The sequence below is a fragment of the Hahella sp. CR1 genome (assembly GCF_029813005.1).
Lineage (GTDB): Bacteria > Pseudomonadota > Gammaproteobacteria > Pseudomonadales > Oleiphilaceae > Hahella.
In genome coordinates, this window is the sequence record NZ_JAPELK010000005.1 from 1 (window position 1) to 19,083 (window position 19,083).

The following is a 19,083-nucleotide window of genomic DNA, read 5'->3' on the forward strand; positions in this document are numbered from 1 at the left end:
TATTCGAGAAGGAAGCCAAGTAGATTCGACGTTATTTTTCGATGTGTTTGATACAGCAATTGTGCCTGTTCATATACTCTAATGCTGGCTATTAGGCATCTGTGGCGAAAGCTAATATTGCTGGAGGTAGGAATGAGTCTCTGAAAATTCCGTTAAACGAGAACGGCGACCCTCAAGACTAATATCGCCTTCTGTTTTTGGCCAAGTCAAGAAAGCTGAGCTTGTTATAATCAAATACCTGCCTGAAGCACCTAAATCAGTGTTCCACTTTTTGGTGGCCTTTATTCCATGCTCGACATTCCTCCATGTAGCGAGACTTAAGTTGGCCTTATCAAGCCGGAGTTGAGGAGGTATTCAGAATCTCTTTAAATTTTTAAAAGTGTGGTGGCTATTTCAGACTACACTTACAAGGTAAGACAGAGTCCCCAACTCTTTGTCTTGTACCGATATCATTCTCTTGGGGAGGTTCACGATCACACCTCCCTTTTTTTGGCTTTCGTCTTACTCCACGCCCAATCTCACCAACTGCGCAGCCATTTTGAATTTGGTTTCCGTAACTAACGTCTCGTTAATTCTGAAGCGAATATTTTCCTCTTTTTGATACAGCTCGATTAATCCTCCATAGGTGATAAAGGGCGAATACTCACTGATCGTCATTACTTCCCGAACATCCACCATGCGTAAGATCTGCTTCGTGTAGTCTTCCTCTGACGAAGAGAGGAAAAGCACGTTACAGTCATAAACTGGCAGGTCTGGCCGATAGCGCCCTAATTTATTGACGACGACGGAACCCTGAGGCGCTTTGGCCCCATCAATTTCATCCAAGGCTCCTCCAAAGCGATTGACGCCGACAATGCAGAGAGTGATTTGGCCGGCGTGAGCGAAGGTGTCCTGTGGGAAGCGCACGAACTGCATAAAGTTGTAGAGATAGGAGGCTTTGATTTGATACTCAATGTCCACGGCCGATGTGACGGAAGACGCCAACAATACAGCCACAAGCGCTTGTTTCACCCAGCGCAAACAGGTTTGTCGAGACATCATTGGTCAGAGCTCCCAGCCCAAATAGAAGCCGGTATAGGCTTCCTCCTCGCCACTTAATTCCTCTGAGGTTGTAAAAGGGTTATCCCAAGTGGCGAATCTCCCATTCTGTGTGGAAATTCTCTTTGGTGTTAAGGTCTCACTGAATTCAGTGCTGTTTGTATTTCATCAAAACTTGAATCCAATATTTCCAAATCTCACTTAATCCTGACTCGCCCTTAACGTGGCGGCATATCTCAATAGCGACGGAGTACTCGCCTAACAACATGAAAACACACGCCACTTGATACCTTCGTGATGGAGTCAAACCGGCTGTATAAAACGTTTCCTTGTTAAGAGCGAGTCGTTCACCAGTGCTTTGAACGTAATTAATAAGTTCAAGCTCTCCCTTACTTTCCAGGTAATCCTTCAATTCCTCAAAAGAGAGCTGGCCTTTTCGCCCTGCGTTCATGCTCCTAACTTACTTCTTGGATACTCATAAGAACGTCAAGCTTCTTAAGCTCTGTATTTGCGGCGTAGTAGAAAATGTAGTACTCACTTTTTCCTATTTGCGTTTTGAGGTTGTCTAGAGCCTGTCGGCTTTTGCGCAGTTGCAGCGTTATATCAGGCTTATCTTCCGCATAAAGCTCAAGTTCCTTCAGCATGAAGAGCTTTTTAATAATGCACTCGAAAATCCTTGTGTAGCCTGCTTTCCTGTTTCCAGCACTGACCCAAGTCGTGTCGATGAATGGTTGTGTCATATGCTCACCAGTCTGTTATGCGCTATTGACGCTTGTTTATGTCGTGCAGAGGTCTTTTTTCAGGTGCGGGAAATCATCCCAATCTGCATGCCATAAACTCCTGGAGTCTACGCTAAGCTTCCTGCTGCGACTGCTTGAACTCATATTTTTAAAATAGACAATTAAGGGGGAGATGCGAGGGGCAGGTTATACAATTTCGTTATTAATCCCTCTCATTGGTTAATGACCAAGAGATATTCTCTGGCTAACGCCGACCGTCGTTATCAGATTTCACAAAAGGTTTTGTGATTTGCCCGAGACGAGCGCCTGTCGTGGCCTATACCCGTAACTGGTATGGATCACAACGGCACAGGATACTCCCCACACTGAAAGCACGGATTTGACGCAGCGCTCCTCTAAGCGATAGCATGGTTAATTACCTTAAAGATAGAAATATGCCTGTAGTATCCAGCTCATACATTCGGCGAACTCGATCAAGCTCGGTAGTGACGGTGACACTACTGTGGTTGATCCTTGCCTTTCTATCTTTCCTGGTACATCAGACGTCAATGGCGTCTTCCGCCCAGATTGGATACATCAGCAAGCTTGAGCATGTTCTGGTCGGTTCGCCCAGTGAGTCGTTCTCTATTCCCCTACGTGAGGATGAGGACGATACCTCTCCGGACCATCCTTGGAATCTGCATTATTGGCTGGTAGTTGCCTGCCAAAGTCTCTTCTTTGATGAAGCTGCACCGAAGGTCTTTGATTCGACTTCTGAGGTGCGCTCGGTTTCATCGGGTTACAACCTCCTCGCTCCGCCACCCCGTGCGCCACCTATCGCGTAATCATCAATGTTTTAACCCATTGTCGTCATAAAGGCGTCATTCGTTTACAACTTGAGAGTTACGCATGAAATCCCTACGTACCCGAGCCGTTATATACGGTTTGGTAGTTGTGCTTGGCTTGCTGAGTGCGCTACCTAGTATTTTACCTAATAGAATTTCCAATTATTTACCCGCCTGGTACACCCAGAGCACAGTGTCGCTAGGACTCGATCTGCGAGGTGGATCACACCTGTTGCTGGCTGCCGATAAGGAAGCCCTGGTAACAGAGCAGCTCCAGTCCACACTGGATGACCTGACTAATCGGCTGCGCGAGGCGCATGTTTATTACATGCCGCCCTCGTTCAACGATGGACGGGCCGAATTGACGTTACGTAAGCCGGAGCACATGTCGAAGGCTTTGAGTATCGCCACTGAGCAGAATGCGAAGAGCGCTGATGGCATTCGGCATTTGGTAATTAATCAGAGCGATGACCGATTGGTCCTCACATTGTCGAAGCAGTGGCAGAAGGCGCTCTTCGACGATGCTTTGGAGCGAAGTTTGGAAGTAGTCCGCCGCCGCTTGAACGAAACCGGATTGGTGGAGCCAAGCATTACCAAGCAGGGCGATGACGGTATTCTGGTTCAGATGCCAGGTGTCGCAGATCCAGGTGAAGTCCGCAAACTGCTTGGAACTACGGCCAAAATGTCCTTCCATTGGGTGGATCGTGCAGGTGCTGGAGCGACCATCGATGTGCCTGCAGCCGACCAGCCACGCACTTACCACCTGGAGCAACAAGTGGCGATGGAGGGCAAACACATTCGTGATGCCCAGTTGTCTTTCAAACCGGATACCGGCGAGCCGATAGTAACGTTCAAGCTCGATAACGAAGGTGCGCGGCTCTTTGGTGATATAACCCAGGCCAACATCGGTCGTTCGCTGGCAATTGTTCTGGATAATAAGGTGATTACTGCACCTGTCATTCAGGGTGTGATAGCCGGTGGTAGTGGTGAGATCAGTGGACAGTTCACCTCAGTGGAAGCGAGTAATCTTGCCCTTCTTTTACGTGCAGGTGCGTTGCCTGTACCTCTGCATGTGATCGAGGAACGCTCAGTGGGACCTGATCTTGGTAGTGACGCTATCGAAATGGGGCTTATTACCGGCCTGATCGGTGCAGCCATGGTGATCGCATTTATGCTGGTGCTCTATGGGCGCTGGGGGCTGATTGCCTGTGTTGGTCTGGCGGTCAATGTTGGTTTGGTATTTGGCATATTGAGCCTGCTGGGGGCCACACTGACGTTGCCAGGTATTGCGGGCATTATATTAACCATTGGTATGGCGGTGGATGCCAACATCCTTATTAATGAGCGCATTCGGGAAGAGAGCCTCCGAGGTCGGCCAGCGGGCATCGCATTAAAAGACGGCTTCGACCGGGCTTACAGTACTATTCTCGATTCCAATATCACCACGTTGATCGCCGTTAGCCTGCTCTTCTTCGTAGGCAGTGGGCCGGTAAAAGGCTTTGCTGTGACTATCGGTATAGGCCTGCTGACCTCTTTGTTTACGGCGATTGCTATCACCCGTGTATTCATGGAATGGAGCGTTCAAGGGAATATGCGTAAACCACTTAGCATGGGGGGAATTCTGTGGCTTACGCAGCTAGCGGGTAAACGGCTGGATTTTTTGCGTGGACGGGTGATTGGCTTGGCCGCCTCGGCGATGTTGTCACTGGCATCCATCGCACTTTTTCTTCAACCAGGGTTGCACTATGGCGTTGATTTTACCGGTGGCACAGTGATTGAGGTTGAAGCGCCAAGTGTGACGGTTGACGACCTCAGGGGCTCACTGCAGAGTGCTTCGATGGGGGAGGCTGCGATCCAAGAGTTTGCAGATAACGGACACTTCTTGATTCGCCTTCCTGCCGATCCAGATAAGCCCGGCAAAACCGCTGAACAGGTCGAAGCAATTAAATCTGTAGTGACTGCCATTCAGCCCGAAGCGGAGTTTCCGCGGGTTGATATGGTCGGGCCTAAGGTCAGTGGTAACTTCAGTGATATTACCATCCTGGCCATTCTTGCTGCGGGAGCGGGCATGCTGGCCTATCTCTGGATACGCTTTGAGTCGCATTTTGCCTTAGCAGCGACCCTGACCATCGGCCTGGACCTGACCAAAACCATAGGCTTCTTCGCGCTCACTGGCATTGAGTTCAATCTGACTGCTGTAGCGGCCCTATTGGCGCTTATCGGTTACTCGGTGAACGATAAGGTGGTGGTGTTTGACCGAATACGCGAAGGTTTGAGGCAAACACCGGACAAACCCATCCTGGACATTCTGAATGAAAGTATCTCATCAACACTCAACCGCACAGTGTTTACATCAACCACCACATTTCTGGCGTTAGTCCCGATGGGAATTGCAGGAGGAGCCGCAGTTGCCAGCTTTGCCTTACCCATGCTGTTTGGGGTCGTCATAGGCACAAGCTCATCCATATTTATAGCTTCGCCGCTGCTGTACTACCTGCACCAGCGGCGCATCTGTAAAGGATTGCCGCCACTAAGACCTACTGCAGAAGAGGTTCGTGAGGAACTGGCGCTGCTGCCCTAGAATCGTGAGGGTTAAGCCATGAAAGCCTCACGTTGTCCCTGTTCACAGTGAAGCAAATGGAGCACGGCTTCATACTGTCTATGACCACCCGCATCGGAAGCGTCCCCAAGCGGGTGGCCGCAATCCAATTAGTTCAAAAAGGACACGTTAATGTTCGCTATTGATCAGATAATCCTTCTGGCTGCCATTTTGCTTCTGCTCGGCATCCTGTCCAGTAAACTATCAGCCCGAATTGGGCTTCCTGTCCTGGTGCTGTTCCTTCTAGTTGGGATGCTGGCAGGTGAAGATGGAATAGGGATTGCCTTCGACAATGCGGTAGGCGCTCATGCACTGGGTACCTTGGCATTAGCGATGATACTGTTTGATGGCGGGCTACAGACGCCCTTGTCCTCAATCAAGCGCGTATGGAAGCCCGCTTCGCTATTGGCGACAGTGGGGGTGCTGATAACGGCGGCCATTACCGGATTGGCTGCGTCTCTAATACTGGGTCTTCCCATGTTGGAAGGGATGTTGCTGGGCGCTATTGTCGGATCTACAGATGCCGCAGCAGTGTTTTCTTTACTTCGTAATGCCGGGATTCATATAAATCCACGGTTAAAATCAACTCTGGAAATTGAAAGTGCCTCTAACGACCCAATGGCAATTTTTCTTACGGTCGGGCTACTTGAGATCCTTGTCAACGGTATGAAACCGGGCATAGGTCTGCTGCAGCTCTTCGTGATGCAGATGGGCGTCGGTGCACTAGTCGGGCTTTCAATTGGTTGGTTTGCAGTCAAGGTTATCAATCGTATCCATTTGACTGCATCCGGATTATATCTGGTAATGACCACCGCTTTTGGACTGCTTGCATTCGGAATTGCAGCCAACCTTGGTGGTAGCGGCTTTTTGGCAATATTCATTACAGGTGTCATGATCGGTAATAAGCGCTTCGCTTTCCAGCGCAGTACCTTCCTGTTTCATGATGGCCTAGCTTGGCTAAGTCAAATTGTGATGTTCGTTGCTCTTGGGTTACTTGTTAACCCAGAGTCATTACTTGATGTATGGCTAGAAGGCTTGCTGATTGCTGCAGTTCTGGTTTTGATTGCTCGTCCCCTGGCAGTGGCGCCTATCCTGAAATTTTTTGGTTTCAATAATCGTGAGATCGGTTTGATTTCATGGGTTGGCCTACGTGGCTCCGTGCCGATTATCCTGGCGATCTTTCCATTGTTATTTGGCTTGCCCGGAGCCGAGCTCATTTTTGACGTGGTGTTCTTCGTCGTTCTGATTTCAGCGACCATCCAAGGCTCATCAATGCCATGGCTGGCAAGAACCCTTCGATTAACCGAAGTACCACCAACCACCTCTGCTGCAACCCTTGAAATCACATCTTTGGGGGATGTGGATGCCGAAATTGTCGAATACACGCTAAGTGAAAACCCACGGGTCGATGGCAAATTACTGTCACAGATGGCACTACCCGATAGCGCACTTGTTGCCATGATTAGCCGTGACTCGACTATTATTCCGCCGCGAGGCTCAACGCGACTCAAGCAGGGCGATCATCTTTTTGTTGTGCTGCGCCCAGAGCTAAGGCCGTTTGTAGACTGTGTATTCTCGCCAACTCCGGTTGTAGAGATAAGTTTACTTTTACAAACTCCGGTTGATTTGAAAGGCAGTACTCGCGCAGGAGATATTCATTGGGCATATGGAGTCAGGCTGTCCGATGACTTGGCTATAACGCTGGAACAATTGGTTAAAGATGCCTTGGAGACTGATGCCGTATGCGGGGTGAAATTGAGAATTGGTTACGCTCAACTAGAGGTTGTGGATGTTATCAATGACCGGATCAAGACGATACGGTTGTCGGTTGATACTAATCCGTAACAAAGTAGGCGTACACAGAAAGAGTCTATGTTCAAGCATGTTATGGACCTGACTTTAGATAAGGAGAGTGGATGCTATGTCCTCAAATGATGGAAGAAAGCTTGATGATAAGACGCTAGAAGTCATTCGCATTCGCGCAGTACAGCATGTCCAGGCGGGAGAAAGCCCGGAGGCAGTTATACGGGCCCTAGGCTTCAGCCTGCCGCGTATTTATGAATGGCTGGCGGCCTATCGGGAAGGCGGTTATGACGCACTTAAAGCTAAACGCCCATATGGCTGTCCCAGCAAATTAAATGGTCGACAGCTACGCCAGATCTATACCTGGGTGGTGGGATATCAGCCTCAGCAGTTTAAGCTTGAATATGCGCTGTGGACTCGCGGGTTGGTGCGGGATCTGATCAAGCGGAAATTCCGGGTTAGCTTGTCTGATGTATCAGTGGGATGACTCCTAGGCTATGGGGTTAACGCCTCAGAAGCTACTTTTTCGCGCTTACCAGCAATATCCTGACAGGGTTGTTCGCTGGACAAAAGAAGAATACCCGCGTACTTGATGGCGAGATCTGAAATAAAGGAGCAGTGCCTGGCATCGGTAGCGGTGCTTTTGGCTCTTCCTTCTTCCATTACAGACACAAGCACACGGGCTTTACTAGCCAGCCATCAGGATCTACTAAGACATGGACCGCTATTTTTTGCCTGATCTTCAGGCACTGAAAGCTTTAGGGTTTCTTCGCCAGTTTCTTTATCGACAAAAAGGGTTAATGCAGGATCTCGATAAACTCTGACTTCCCGAATGCAATAATCGTTAACAATCACAGTGATTGAATATCTCCTTATTGTCTTGCAGCAGAAGCATGCTAAGTACTACTAATTTGGGAGTACAACCACCAAGGTTAAGGGGGGGAACCAATTACCCCAGGGATAACAACTTTATTACTCTCTCTGACATTAAAGGGGGGCATGCGAGGGACAGGCTATACAGTGTCGTTATTAATCCCTCACATTGGTTAACGACCAAGAGATATTCTCTAGCTAACGCTGACCGTCGATTTTAGGTTTCCGCAAAAGGTTTTGTGATTTGCCTGAGACCAGCACCTGTAGTGGCCTATACTCGTAACTGATACGGATCACAAAAGCACAGGATACTCCCATGAAAAGGATGCGGACATGGAGGCTTGTGCTGGGAATCAGTTATTTTGCAGTATCAACACCAGCACTGGCGGCAGAGGCGAAGTTTGATATAACAAATTACAGTTTGGTGGACCTGATGAACACAAAGGTCACCTCTCTCGCTAAACGATCAGAGACGCTGCAGGATGCGGCAGCGGCCGTCTTTGTCATCTCCCGCGATGATATCCGCCGCTCTGGGGTCACCAGCATTCCAGAAGCGCTCCGTCTGGCGCCTGGCGTTGAAGTCACGCGCAAGGGCGCCAACTCCTGGGGTGTCGCCTTACGCGGCTTTAACCATGACCTTTCCAACAAGCTGCTGGTGTTGATCGACGGGCGCAGTGTCTATTCGCCTCTGTACGCCGGCGTCTTTTGGGATGCGCAGGATACGCTCCTGGAGGATATAGTCCGCATTGAGGTGATTTTTGGTCCAGGCGGGACGTTATGGGGGGCCAACGCCGTCAATGGCGTCATTAATATCATCACTCGGTCTTCACAAGACACTCAGGATGGCTTCGCTGAGCTCGGCGGAGGAGATGAAGAAAAAGGGTTTGCCGGCGTACGCTATGGCGGGAGGCTGGGGGATTATACTGCGCGCGCCTATGTGAAAGCGTTCGATCGCGACGACTCGCTGTTACTAGATGGCGAAGACGCCCGTGATGGCTGGCGCATGGGGCAGGGTGGATTTCGCATTGACCGGAAAACACCACTGGACCACTACACTTTGCAGGGGGATATCTACAGCGGCAGCGAGGAAGGAGAGTTTCGCGACGACTTCACGCTAGGCACTCTGCCTGACGATCCGCAACCAGGTAAATCAACCTTCGTTGGAGGCAACCTCCTTGCACGCTGGGAAAGGGAAAATGTCGATCGCTCCGGGCTGCGTCTTCAAAGCTACTATGACCATACTCGCCGCAATATCCCTGGAGCTTATAACGTCAAGGTTCATACTCTGGATGTTGATTTCCAATACCATTTTCGAGCGTCAAGCCGGCAGGAGGTCACGTTGGGAGCTGGCGTTCGCGTAGTGCAGGATCAACTGGACAACACCCTGTTTGCTACCTTTGAACCGGATCAGCGTACCATGAAAACCTATAGCGTATTCGCGCAGGACAAGGTCGACCTTTGGCGCGAACGGCTGTATTTAACGCTGGGTTCCAAGTTTGAGTATAACGACTTCACAGGGTTTGAAAGCCAACCTAACGCACGACTGAGTTGGAGTGTCAGCGACGATCAGATGCTTTGGGCGTCCGCGTCGCGAGCAGTGAGGGTTCCTTCACGCCTGGATGCGGACCTGACCCTGACTGCGCCGCTGGCGATCGAGGGCATTCCACTTCCGATATACGTCAATGTAAACGGCAATGAGGACTTTCATTCAGAGACGCTGAAAGCGTATGAAACTGGTTGGCGCTACCAACCTCTGGATGAGCTTTCCTTTGACCTGGCGTTCTTCTATAACGAGTACGACGACCTGCAAACAATGGAGCCGGAAGCGCCATTGATTATTCCTGATCCGACGATTCCCTACATTGTGCTACCCAACGCACTGGCTAATGGCATGGAGGGACGTTCACACGGAGGAACTATGTCGACACAGTGGCAGCCGGTCTCGTTCTGGCGACTGCGTTTTCAGTATGCCTACCTGGACCTGGATTTGAAGAGCAAGCCGGAAAGTAGCGACGTCAGCGCGGAGAACATTGAGGATAACAGCCCACGCAATCAGTATTCGGTGCTCTCTTTTTTAGACCTACCGCATAACCTGAGTCTTTACACAGGGTTTCGCTTTGTCGACGAATTACAATCTCTGGGCGTGGATGATTATACGGCTTTAGATATGAGTCTCGGCTGGAAAGCAAGTAATGACATTGAGGCCTTACTGACCGTGCAGAATTTGACGGATAAGGGCCATCTGGAATTTGGTGGAAACAAAGAGATTGAGCGCAGCGTCTTTGCGCGCCTGATCGTTCGGTTTTAGCCGAGCCTCGTAGGACTTGCTCCGGTAGTAAAGTTTCAGCTAGGATTTTCTTCAGGAACAAAAGAATCCCTGGCTTGTCGCTGAGCAGAACTTCTTTTCTAGTCACAATACAAATTCGAAATTTTCAAATCGAAAACTGACCCCAAATCGGTTTTGGGTTTAAACGGCGACCCCGAGACCGAATATTTTGGAGTGAGTTATGAGATTTGAGCAGCGAATTTTGCATTCGACTTCCCGTGATTTTGCGAGCGCCCTAAGAGTCCATGGAATACAACTACAGCCATCTTCAGCCTATACGGTATGGGCTAGAGGGCTGTCAGGAAAAGATTACCCTGGGTTATACGCTAGTCTTCAAGACAACCGCACTTTAAAAATCAAAAACTTTTCTGATGTGGTTGAGCGGCTAATTAACACGTTAAATTTTCGAGGATATGCAGTCAGTAGAGAAATCGTCATCAGTCTGTTTGCGACTTCCACGGTCAAGTATTTAAACGATATTGACGAAGACATAAACGAGCTGGTGTTGTATGGCTTAAAACGTGACCTCTTCTTTATGGCGTCCGGGGCGCGGCACAACATTGATGCCAACATGCCGTTTACCATTGGAATTGTCAAAGCCGATGTGCCCGGTATTACTCCCCTTGATAGACACGATAATTTACTTTTCACGGAGCCAGAGGCTGAGGTAATTACCCGCCTTCTGAATTGTTATATAGGCAAGACAGGGGTGTCTAAAAAAGAAGACGACACACTCCGCATCTTTGGCTCTTCTTTAAAAGCCGCCGATGATAGATGTGATGAGAATTTATTGAGGCTAATTACGACCTTCAGAAAAGATCTGATATCTCGTTTGTCGTCATGCGCATGGAAAGATGATGGAGACTTGATTTTGTCTCTGAACTCCATAGAAGACTTGAAGACCTTGTCATTCTATCTGAAAGATGAGTTAAGCGCTTTTATATCGGCTCACGAAAAACATCATGCTGATGCTTTTTATTCAATTGACTGCCCGCTTGCTAATGACCTCATTGAACTGATTTTGAGTGATGTAATAGAGCACGTATCGTACTACAGGGATGAGGATGAAGATCTCAGTATGATTAACTACCAGGCAATCGAAAGCATAATCGAAATGCGGATATCGAGAATGGTCAGAATACATTCACGCTCAAATGTAAACTAAGGAACGTCATGCGCCCAAGTGTCATGGGCTATTGAGGCAGAGCAGCCTCACAGATTGAGGTTGCTCTTTGGATTATAAGTCGGCGTTATCTTGTTGATCCCACAGGGCTAGCGACTAAAAGGGGCTAGCCGAGATTAGGATACCAGCCAGCTTTCGACTTTTTCTTTGCCGAACTTCTCTTTCCACTCATTCAGCACTTTATGGTTTCCGCCACGAGTCTCAACGGTTTCCCCTGTTTTGGGGTTCTTATATACTTTTAACGGACGAGTGCCGCGACGTTTATCGGACGCTGACGCTTTAGAAGCCACTTTCCCGCCACCGCCAAGCAAGTTGATCACTTCATCCGGTGAGACTTCATATTTGGCCATCAAGTCTTCCAGCTTCTTCTTGAACTCCAGACTCTTCTTCAGGCCTTCATCATTTTCAAGCGCTTCAAGCTTCTTCTTGAGGGCTTCAATTTCAGCCAGAGTATTCGCATACGCATTTATTTTTTTCATTTTTTCCCCAAATTCTATACGGTGAACTAACAGTTTAATGTTGACTATCAAGCTCATCTATTACGAGTTGAATAACGAGTATAGCCCACTTAATTTCAGCAATATACCACTGGGAATATCAAAATATATGCGATGGCCAAGTGTGGGTTGGAGTGTGAGCAACAAGTATTAAAAGACTCGTTTCTCTAATTTATTAAGCCTGTTCTGTTGCCGCCACGGGCTTCTTTACAGGCGTCCTCATAGATAGAAATATTCCTGAAACCGTGACCAGCATAGCGACCAAAGCAAGCGCGTCCTGCTCTTTACCTAAAAATATCCAGGCCATTATGCTTGCGGAAATAGGCGTGGCGCAAAGAAAGCTGTAAAGCATCTACCTGTCCTTGTTAACGATGACTTCGTGATTTCGTTTATTCAGTAACTGAACAAACTTTTCATATGCTTGAGTGGGTTAGGCGTCCACCATGCGCCTTATCACCGAGTCCGAGTGTTAATAAATTTTCTGTCGAATCGTCCTTGCCATCTCGGACGGCATATCCAGCCACTGTACCGGCGCTCCTTCCCAATGAAACGCGGATTCCGCCATTTCTCGTATAAGGGAAATGTTTATCAGCGGTTTGCCGGAAGCGATGCTGGCGGCGGCCAGTCTCAGCAGCTCAATCTCCTTGCGGCTTCCTTTTCGCTCGTGAAGGAAGCAAGCCAAGAGGGCGCAGCGCTCCAGCCAGCTTTCTCGTTGCGGCTCCAGGCACTCAAGGATTAGCGCCTCACTTGTTGTGTGCTGGCCTGTCCATTCCGACCTTAACCAAGGCTGCGTCAGACGACGCATGTCTTGCGCAAAGTCCCATTGATCCGCAGGCAGTTCTCCCGCATCCGTCAGCGCTTCAATGAGGTCGTCCATATTCATGGCGTCTGGTAGCGCCCATTCCCCCTCAACATGGCTGATCAGCCATAACAACTCTGGCGTTGGTAGCGTCCCCGAATCACGGTTCTTCAGTAGAAAGTGGCGGACGATTTTTTGCAGGGTCAAAAGGGCGAGTTCACCAAGGTGAAAGTGGTGTTTGCCGCCCTCAATGTGGTGTTCAAGCGACTCGAAATCTGGAAATATCAGCAAGCCGCCCCTAGTGACGCCAACGCCCTGTTGCAGACGAGCGCTCCAGATCTTCCAGGCGTCTTCATGACGCAGCGCCAGGACGGCATAGAACGCCCCCTGAGAATCAAAAGGGGAGACGTAGGCCCCTAGTATCTCCGCCTTGGTGGAAGGAGCCACAGCGCCCCCCACACGAAGGCGCTGCAATCCCTTAACCACGATGTCGATAAGCTCTCTATCCTCCTCAGGCAACCATTTCCGCGCAGCCACCAGCCGGGCTAGGTCCGTTTCATTGGCGAGCGCCTGACACTCGGGCAACAACCACGCCTCAATGGCGCACTGTCGGTTTTTCCTGACCGGGTCCATGGTCAGCAACGCCGCGCAGTCGCGCCAAGGCGTTTCGAGGCTTAACAGCGCAGGAACATAAAACGCCGTCGCGCCTTCGGGCATTTGCGCCCCCAGATGGGTCAACACTTGCAGCAAATCCCACTCGGTTTTGCAGGCATTCATCGCAACCAGTTCCAGGATGGCTCTCGCCATCGACTCAGACGTGGGGACGCCAATGAACGGCGGGCTGTCTTCAACTTCTTTCTCGTTGATTCGAAATATCACGTCTTCGCTGATTTCGAGTCTGGCGTAGGTGGCGCATTGAATGATTCTTCGCAGCCGCACCGTATCAATATCTGCTTCCAACGCAAGCAATAGTTGCCCATCGATCCAGACGCACATTTCCGTCAGCCGGTCAGGGCTTGGGCAACGGTCTGTCACCGCATTCATTACCACCATAAGCGAAGCAAACGCCAAGTCAGCAATAGCCTCGCTCTCATCCAGGCAATCCGTGGCGCAGATGACCGCCATCAGCACTTGCAGCATGTCTTCTTCGTTGTCCGTCACCTGTTCCAGCGCGCGCAGCGTGATCATTGAGAGGTCCCGTATTCCGCCTTTCTTGTGCTCGTTGGCGAAGGTTCTGAGGATGTCGCAAATAAAGTCCTGTCTGGAGTCTGTCACGGTGGCGGTCCAAAAGTGTGGGAGTGAAGGCGGAACCTAAATTAAGTCGGTGGAACCGTACAATACGGAGCCAAAAAGGTTTATTCGTGTCGCCAGCATATGTGGCGATCGTTAACCATCTTTCCACCCTTTCATCTCTGTTAGGCAAGACCAACGCATTTCTTATAATATGCCTGCCCGGCGGAAAGTTGTTTCGCCATCTATCGTCATGCACCACAAGGAGAAAGTAAGTGGCTTCCTACGTTAATAATAATCTTATCAATGGCGAGTATGTGATCTATGAGGGCAAGGTCAGCGTTTGGTCGCTATGGCCTCGAATAGTAATCGGTTTAATTTTGCTTGGCGTCTTTGGATTAGGCTTGTTGTTCTGGCTTTCCGCCGCGATTAGCTATCTAACGACAGAGTTGGTAATCACCAACAAGAGAATTATCGCCAAATTTGGCTTCATCAGGCGCAATACGATTGAGATGGCGGTGATTAAGGTCGAGAGCATCCAGGTCCATCAAAGCATACTGGGGCGATTGCTAAATTACGGCAGCATTATCGTTTCCGGCGCTGGCAATCCCAAAGCCCCAATTCCAGGCGTTTCCAAGCCGCTGCTGTTCAGAAAGGCATTTTTTGAAATGCAGGAAACAAAGCAGGGCGAGCCATTAGAATCTCCTAGGCTTATTGCTTCCTAAAATCATAATTCTTGTTGGCGAGCCTGCACCTTGGCGCGAGTGTCATAGGCCTTTTGCAAAACATAACCCAGTTGCATTTGTAACTGTGGTTCGCTCGTTAGGTAGCGAATAACAAGATTGGCGGTTTCCGGCTTTTCCGCCAGAGCCTCAAGGCGGGACAACTGATACTTAAGGTCTTCGATATTAAGGAATTTATTGAGTAAAGACGGTGACATGAACGGTCCTTTGTTGCGCAACATCAGCAAGCGGACACTGGGCGAGCGTAACCATTCACCTGAAACATATAAGTCAGGCTTACAACGAGGTAAGTAGACGATGAGGGACAAAAAGCCGAGGTAAAGATCGATATCATTGCGATGGTCTATCCGGGACGCTGGGAACATTTTCCTTTTGCGCGAGAATATACTCCCGAATATTGGGAATCAATACCCAGATTTTCTAATTCCCTGTTACGACGGGAGAAAAGCAACACGTAAACTTCATTGCCCAGTTACGAACAAGAGCAACGAATTACCGATTCAGGAAGACAGTTTAAGGATACATATGGATTTCTTTCATATTACGGATCAGCAGTTATACCAATCTCATTCCGGCGATTTCACTGATGACCTGGATTTCTATCTGAAGTTTTGCCAAGGGCATTCAACCCTAGAGTTATTCGCAGGATACGGGCGAGTCAGCAATCATTTAAGCAGTCATGGCGTGGAGCTTGAGACGGTAGAGATCAGTCCCTTCTTCTCGGATCAAATACAACTGCCGTCATCGAGGAAGCATGTCTGCGACGTCAGGACTTTCAGCAGTCCCAAGCGATTCAGTCGGCTGTTTGCCGCCTACAATTCATTTTGTCTATTCACCAATGACGTTGATTTGCGCGGATTATTTCGGCTGATCGATCAACACCTGGAGCCGGGAGGGCGCGCATCCCTAAACTACTATCACCCAGATTATTGGGGAGAAGCCGTGGAAGGCGACTTTGAACTAAATGGTCAGCGGGTGAATTATATTCCTGCGTTTGACTTGTCCCGACGTAATGAAAATCAAGGCATTTGGACGGACATTTATTCCGTTGATGAGGGCGCGCGTGAATGTTCGCTCTCCGTCAGAATCGTCGAGGACGAGCGAGACCTGCTCCCCTTTCTGGAAGGGCTTAATCTCACCCTCATACAACGTGTTGAGAATTTTAATAGAGACAACGTAGTTGAACCGGGATGGATAGATTTCATATTCGAAAAGTACTGACCTTCACGCTGCTGCTCGGCGTACTGATAAGTCACGCCAACGCCCGCCCCGTGAATATTCTCACGTGGTGGGGGTATCTCAATGCGCCAGGTTTGATGGATGAAATTGGACGCGCCTGCGGCGCAGAGATTTCCTATGATGATTACTACACCAACCAAGAGTTTCTATCACGCCTGGACGGTGATCGCTATGACATCATTATTCACTCGGATGTGGTTTACGACTTCACCAAAGATATCGTCGCCCAAGCGCCACGGGTTAACCTGAGCCAAATCAGCGATCGCTATCACCCAGCTGTCAAGCAGCGCTTCATTGGGGATGGATATACCGAAAATACTGCGCTGTTCCAATTGTCCTTAACTGGTTTTTTGTGGAACCGGAACACTTTCAGTGTTGATGAGTCACAACAGATTGAAGATATATTTCAAGCCGCCAAAGGGAAACGCATCGTTGTGATTGACGATGCGATTGAAGTGGCGAATCTTGTGGCCAAGGCTCACAGTCCCAATGGCTTACGGCGAATAGAAACGCTGGTGGGCGACTCACAGTTCGTTATTACCAACAGCCTTGGAAAAATCTTTTCCGATGCGAGTTTCTCTTTCGCTTACACATGGAGCGGCGCGGCGCTGAGCAAGCTGCGCAACAATCCTCATTTGCGCTTCACTATACATCCCTCGTTATCGCACATCTCCCGCGATTTGATTACCGCACTTAGCGCTGACAAGGCGGCTGTGTGCGTGGCGAAAGCGCTCTCCAGCGAGTCTTTTCTCAATGGGTTGATGTTAACCACCAAATACTACTCGCCCTTTCTGAGCGTTAGGCCAGACGATATTGAGGACAAACTCTTTGCGCACGACTACACGCAGTTCTTACAGCACATTGATGCACTGCCCTGGCTCCAGCGTTATCCCACAGAGCAATATAACCAACTAGAGGAAGAATGGTTGATGATAAAACTGCAGTTGGGGCATACGCTTTGAAAAGAGAGAGGACGCTCAGCTCGGTTGAAAATGAATTATCGCTTTCCGTATTGCTGTTTGGCGCGTCGATTTCGGTTATCTCCATCGTCATCTATGCCTTTTTGTATTTCGAATACCGCGCCTCGGCGATAGATGACGCCCAAGAGGATTTGACCTCTTCCGTTCAGATCTATACCAACAACCTGCTTAACCGCATGGCTATCATCGCCAGCTCTTCAGAGTTTATTGAATTTGTGCGCTCTGGACCGATCACCCGCAGTCAACGTAACAAGCGTTTTATCGAATTGATGACGCGTATCCCCAGAGACGATATCAGTGGTTTTCTGATCAAGAACCAGGGCGATGAAAAAATCTTTTCATTCGGGACCGCGACCAGCGATTACCTCTCAACGGAAATTTGTTATTTAGGCTATGTATTGAGTCCTGCCTTTGGGCAATGTGAAGCGACCGTCACCCTGTATTTAGACCGCAATAATGTCATTGATAAGATTAAGAGCATTAACTCAAACATCGCCCTGTGCGACCACTGTGATGGCATTGAGACGCTAAGCTATGACAGCGAATTCGGATTGATTGTCGAGTCCGCCGTAAATCTTCCCATAGAAATAAAACCCGATTTCGATTGGCGCTTCTATCTGTTCGTCGTTATCACTTTCATTGCGCTCCTGATATTCGCCATCTGCTCCCGCGCGATGATCGCCAGTGTATTTCGCAGAGAAATCATCGCGCCCCTCACGTATCCCTTTAACCTCAGCAACGACCCGCGCAAGTTGCCGGTGAAGGAGATCCTGGATATCCGGGATGCGCGAAACCTGCTGCATCTGCAGAAACATATTGAAGACACTGAAAAGCGCAAAATTGCTAATGAAATTCATGATCTGCTTGGCGCTTCGTTAATGCGCTTACGTTGGGACGTAGAGATCGCCGCCGACGGTGCCGATACACAAGCCGACGCTAACAGGCTTGCCGCCATCCTGGAGCGAGTGGACGGGTTAATCTCCACCACCACCCATATCATCGAACGGCTCAGACCTGAAATTCTCGATACGCTTGGCTTACAGGAAGCTATAAGGCGCACCATTGAAGAATGGCGAGAAAAGCTACCGACACGACGCTATGACGCGTATATCGACATTCCCGAAAATTTGCCTGACGCCGTCAGTCATGCTCTATTTTGCATCGTTGAAGAAGCCTTGGTAAATGTCGCCAAGCACTCCCAAGCGACGGAAGTTAGCGTTAGCCTGGACGTGGACAACACTGCTTCTCCACATTGCCTTCGCCTATGCATCAGGGATAATGGCGTTGGCGTACCTCCCGCAGGCGGCAGCGGCGGCCACGGTTTAACCTCCATGAAGGAGCGAGCGATAGCGCTAAGAGGCCAGTTCTGGATTGAGCAACAACCTGAAACAGGCGCCGCCATCCATGTACGCCTCCCCATACAATTACCTGAAATGATGGACCCTCAGACGATATTAACGCCATGACTAAGATAAACGTCTTTCTTGCTGACGATCACGATATCGTCATCAGCGGATTAAGGGATATGCTTTGCCAATATCCTCACATTGACGTCGTTGGGCACGCCTCAACTGAGGCTGATCTAATGGAGAACGCCAGCCGAGAGGATGTAAACGTGTTTGTTGTCGATCTCGGCTTCAAAGGGACCAAAGGGGATATCTCTCTTATCAGACGGTTGAAGGAGCGAAATGAGCACATTCGGGTTGTCATTTTTTCCATGCGAGAAAATATTCATACCATCTCCGGGTGCTACACCATGGGCGCTCAAGGCTATGTAAAAAAGAGCGCCAGCTTGAAACTGGTTGTAGAGGCGATAGAAACTGTTTCGCAAGGCGACGATTACTTTGCACCTGGTGTCTTAGAAAGCATCGGAATGAAAGCCGTGCGCGACCCATTGCGTAAGCTGGATGACAGGGAAAAGCAGATTTTCCTGATGTTCGCTCAAGGTAGCGACATGACTGAAGTCGCCAGCGAGCTGAACCTGAGTGAAAAGCGGATCAACAATCTTATCACTGAGAAAATCAAACCCGTGCTTGGCGTCAGTCGAACAGGCTTCAGGGAGTGCGCCATCAGGTTAGGGGTGATTGATGATATTGATGACTAACAGATTAGCCCCACTATATCGCTTCGCTAAGACGTGAATCGTTCACTACCGAGTATTTCTCAGAATTTCTTCTGAAAAGCTTAAAACCTTTCTTTTTCATCCTAC

At 49.2% G+C, this 19,083-nt stretch carries 17 protein-coding genes; 10 read left to right on the forward strand and 7 right to left on the reverse strand.

Annotated features, from left to right (window positions below; translation table 11 throughout):
• Positions 1 to 501: 501 nt before the first annotated feature.
• The 3 genes from ONV78_RS13175 to ONV78_RS13185 form a co-directional block, all read right to left on the reverse strand.
• Positions 502 to 1,041 carry a YfiR family protein gene (locus ONV78_RS13175; protein ID WP_279503682.1) on the reverse strand — a complete coding sequence of 180 codons (540 nt, stop codon included), beginning with the start codon at positions 1,039 to 1,041 and terminating at the stop codon, positions 502 to 504.
• Positions 1,042 to 1,186: 145 nt separating this feature from the next.
• The gene (locus ONV78_RS13180; RefSeq protein ID WP_279503684.1) at positions 1,187 to 1,489 is read right to left on the reverse strand and encodes a hypothetical protein; all 303 of its coding nucleotides are present in this window, start codon (positions 1,487 to 1,489) and stop codon (positions 1,187 to 1,189) included.
• A 4-nt stretch (positions 1,490 to 1,493) separates the two neighbouring features.
• Positions 1,494 to 1,778: a hypothetical protein gene (locus ONV78_RS13185; protein WP_279503686.1), complete on the reverse strand. Its 285-nt coding sequence runs from the start codon at positions 1,776 to 1,778 to the stop codon at positions 1,494 to 1,496.
• A gap of 888 nt (positions 1,779 to 2,666) precedes the next feature.
• On the opposite strand from ONV78_RS13185, the gene secD reads away from it, so the two are divergent.
• The 5 genes from secD (at position 2,667) to ONV78_RS13210 (ending at position 11,368) form a co-directional block, all read left to right on the forward strand.
• A complete protein-coding gene (gene secD / locus ONV78_RS13190) occupies positions 2,667 to 5,183 on the forward strand; it encodes a protein translocase subunit SecD (protein ID WP_279503688.1) in 2,517 nt (838 codons plus the stop codon).
• Between the two features lie 150 nt (positions 5,184 to 5,333).
• Positions 5,334 to 7,046: a potassium/proton antiporter gene (locus ONV78_RS13195; RefSeq protein WP_279503689.1), complete on the forward strand. Its 1,713-nt coding sequence runs from the start codon at positions 5,334 to 5,336 to the stop codon at positions 7,044 to 7,046.
• Positions 7,047 to 7,122: 76 nt separating this feature from the next.
• Entirely contained in the window at positions 7,123 to 7,491 is a 369-nt protein-coding gene (locus tag ONV78_RS13200) for a helix-turn-helix domain-containing protein (protein WP_279503691.1), read from the forward strand.
• Positions 7,492 to 8,310: 819 nt separating this feature from the next.
• Entirely contained in the window at positions 8,311 to 10,185 is a 1,875-nt protein-coding gene (locus ONV78_RS13205) for a TonB-dependent receptor (RefSeq protein WP_279503694.1), read from the forward strand.
• 199 nt (positions 10,186 to 10,384) lie between these two features.
• Entirely contained in the window at positions 10,385 to 11,368 is a 984-nt protein-coding gene (locus ONV78_RS13210; RefSeq protein WP_279503695.1) for a hypothetical protein, read from the forward strand.
• 134 nt (positions 11,369 to 11,502) lie between these two features.
• Here ONV78_RS13210 and ONV78_RS13215 read toward each other — a convergent pair whose 3' ends face one another.
• From ONV78_RS13215 to ONV78_RS13225, 3 genes are all read right to left on the reverse strand, one after another.
• Complete coding sequence (locus tag ONV78_RS13215) at positions 11,503 to 11,865, reverse strand: histone-like nucleoid-structuring protein, MvaT/MvaU family (RefSeq protein WP_279503696.1); 363 nt, start codon at positions 11,863 to 11,865, stop codon at positions 11,503 to 11,505.
• 193 nt (positions 11,866 to 12,058) lie between these two features.
• Positions 12,059 to 12,235 carry a hypothetical protein gene (locus ONV78_RS13220; protein ID WP_279503697.1) on the reverse strand — a complete coding sequence of 59 codons (177 nt, stop codon included), beginning with the start codon at positions 12,233 to 12,235 and terminating at the stop codon, positions 12,059 to 12,061.
• Between the two features lie 117 nt (positions 12,236 to 12,352).
• Positions 12,353 to 13,957, reverse strand: coding sequence for a hypothetical protein (locus tag ONV78_RS13225; protein ID WP_279503698.1), 1,605 nt, complete (start codon positions 13,955 to 13,957; stop codon positions 12,353 to 12,355).
• Positions 13,958 to 14,187: 230 nt separating this feature from the next.
• Between ONV78_RS13225 and ONV78_RS13230 the strand changes: the two genes are divergently transcribed.
• Positions 14,188 to 14,637, forward strand: coding sequence for a PH domain-containing protein (locus ONV78_RS13230; RefSeq protein ID WP_216736563.1), 450 nt, complete (start codon positions 14,188 to 14,190; stop codon positions 14,635 to 14,637).
• 2 nt (positions 14,638 to 14,639) lie between these two features.
• On the opposite strand, the gene ONV78_RS13235 is transcribed toward ONV78_RS13230, so the two are convergent.
• Positions 14,640 to 15,020 carry a hypothetical protein gene (locus ONV78_RS13235; protein ID WP_279503699.1) on the reverse strand — a complete coding sequence of 127 codons (381 nt, stop codon included), beginning with the start codon at positions 15,018 to 15,020 and terminating at the stop codon, positions 14,640 to 14,642.
• A gap of 160 nt (positions 15,021 to 15,180) precedes the next feature.
• On the opposite strand from ONV78_RS13235, the gene ONV78_RS13240 reads away from it, so the two are divergent.
• The 4 genes from ONV78_RS13240 to ONV78_RS13255 are packed head-to-tail and all read left to right on the forward strand — an operon-like array spanning position 15,181 to position 18,978.
• Entirely contained in the window at positions 15,181 to 15,876 is a 696-nt protein-coding gene (locus ONV78_RS13240; protein WP_279503700.1) for a hypothetical protein, read from the forward strand.
• On the forward strand, positions 15,846 to 16,856 hold the full coding sequence (locus ONV78_RS13245; RefSeq protein ID WP_279503702.1) for a hypothetical protein: 1,011 nt from the start codon (positions 15,846 to 15,848) through the stop codon (positions 16,854 to 16,856). The genes ONV78_RS13240 and ONV78_RS13245 overlap by 31 nt, the downstream gene beginning before the upstream one ends.
• Positions 16,853 to 18,340 carry a sensor histidine kinase gene (locus ONV78_RS13250; protein ID WP_279503704.1) on the forward strand — a complete coding sequence of 496 codons (1,488 nt, stop codon included), beginning with the start codon at positions 16,853 to 16,855 and terminating at the stop codon, positions 18,338 to 18,340. The genes ONV78_RS13245 and ONV78_RS13250 overlap by 4 nt, the downstream gene beginning before the upstream one ends.
• A complete protein-coding gene (locus ONV78_RS13255; RefSeq protein WP_279503706.1) occupies positions 18,337 to 18,978 on the forward strand; it encodes a response regulator transcription factor in 642 nt (213 codons plus the stop codon). Before ONV78_RS13250 ends, ONV78_RS13255 begins: the two co-directional genes overlap by 4 nt.
• Positions 18,979 to 19,083: the final 105 nt, after the last annotated feature.

What these genes read in the sequence shown, in the direction of transcription:
- ONV78_RS13175 (WP_279503682.1), bottom strand. Translation starts at nt 1,041, where the DNA reads ATGATGTCTCGACAAACCTGTTTGCGCTGGGTGAAACAAGCGCTTGTG.
- ONV78_RS13180 (WP_279503684.1), bottom strand. Translation starts at nt 1,489, where the DNA reads ATGAACGCAGGGCGAAAAGGCCAGCTCTCTTTTGAGGAATTGAAGGAT.
- ONV78_RS13185 (WP_279503686.1), bottom strand. Translation starts at nt 1,778, where the DNA reads ATGACACAACCATTCATCGACACGACTTGGGTCAGTGCTGGAAACAGG.
- secD (WP_279503688.1), top strand. Translation starts at nt 2,667, where the DNA reads ATGAAATCCCTACGTACCCGAGCCGTTATATACGGTTTGGTAGTTGTG.
- ONV78_RS13195 (WP_279503689.1), top strand. Translation starts at nt 5,334, where the DNA reads ATGTTCGCTATTGATCAGATAATCCTTCTGGCTGCCATTTTGCTTCTG.
- ONV78_RS13200 (WP_279503691.1), top strand. Translation starts at nt 7,123, where the DNA reads ATGTCCTCAAATGATGGAAGAAAGCTTGATGATAAGACGCTAGAAGTC.
- ONV78_RS13205 (WP_279503694.1), top strand. Translation starts at nt 8,311, where the DNA reads ATGAACACAAAGGTCACCTCTCTCGCTAAACGATCAGAGACGCTGCAG.
- ONV78_RS13210 (WP_279503695.1), top strand. Translation starts at nt 10,385, where the DNA reads ATGAGATTTGAGCAGCGAATTTTGCATTCGACTTCCCGTGATTTTGCG.
- ONV78_RS13215 (WP_279503696.1), bottom strand. Translation starts at nt 11,865, where the DNA reads ATGAAAAAAATAAATGCGTATGCGAATACTCTGGCTGAAATTGAAGCC.
- ONV78_RS13220 (WP_279503697.1), bottom strand. Translation starts at nt 12,235, where the DNA reads ATGCTTTACAGCTTTCTTTGCGCCACGCCTATTTCCGCAAGCATAATG.
- ONV78_RS13235 (WP_279503699.1), bottom strand. Translation starts at nt 15,020, where the DNA reads ATGTTCCCAGCGTCCCGGATAGACCATCGCAATGATATCGATCTTTAC.
- ONV78_RS13240 (WP_279503700.1), top strand. Translation starts at nt 15,181, where the DNA reads ATGGATTTCTTTCATATTACGGATCAGCAGTTATACCAATCTCATTCC.
- ONV78_RS13245 (WP_279503702.1), top strand. Translation starts at nt 15,846, where the DNA reads ATGGATAGATTTCATATTCGAAAAGTACTGACCTTCACGCTGCTGCTC.
- ONV78_RS13255 (WP_279503706.1), top strand. Translation starts at nt 18,337, where the DNA reads ATGACTAAGATAAACGTCTTTCTTGCTGACGATCACGATATCGTCATC.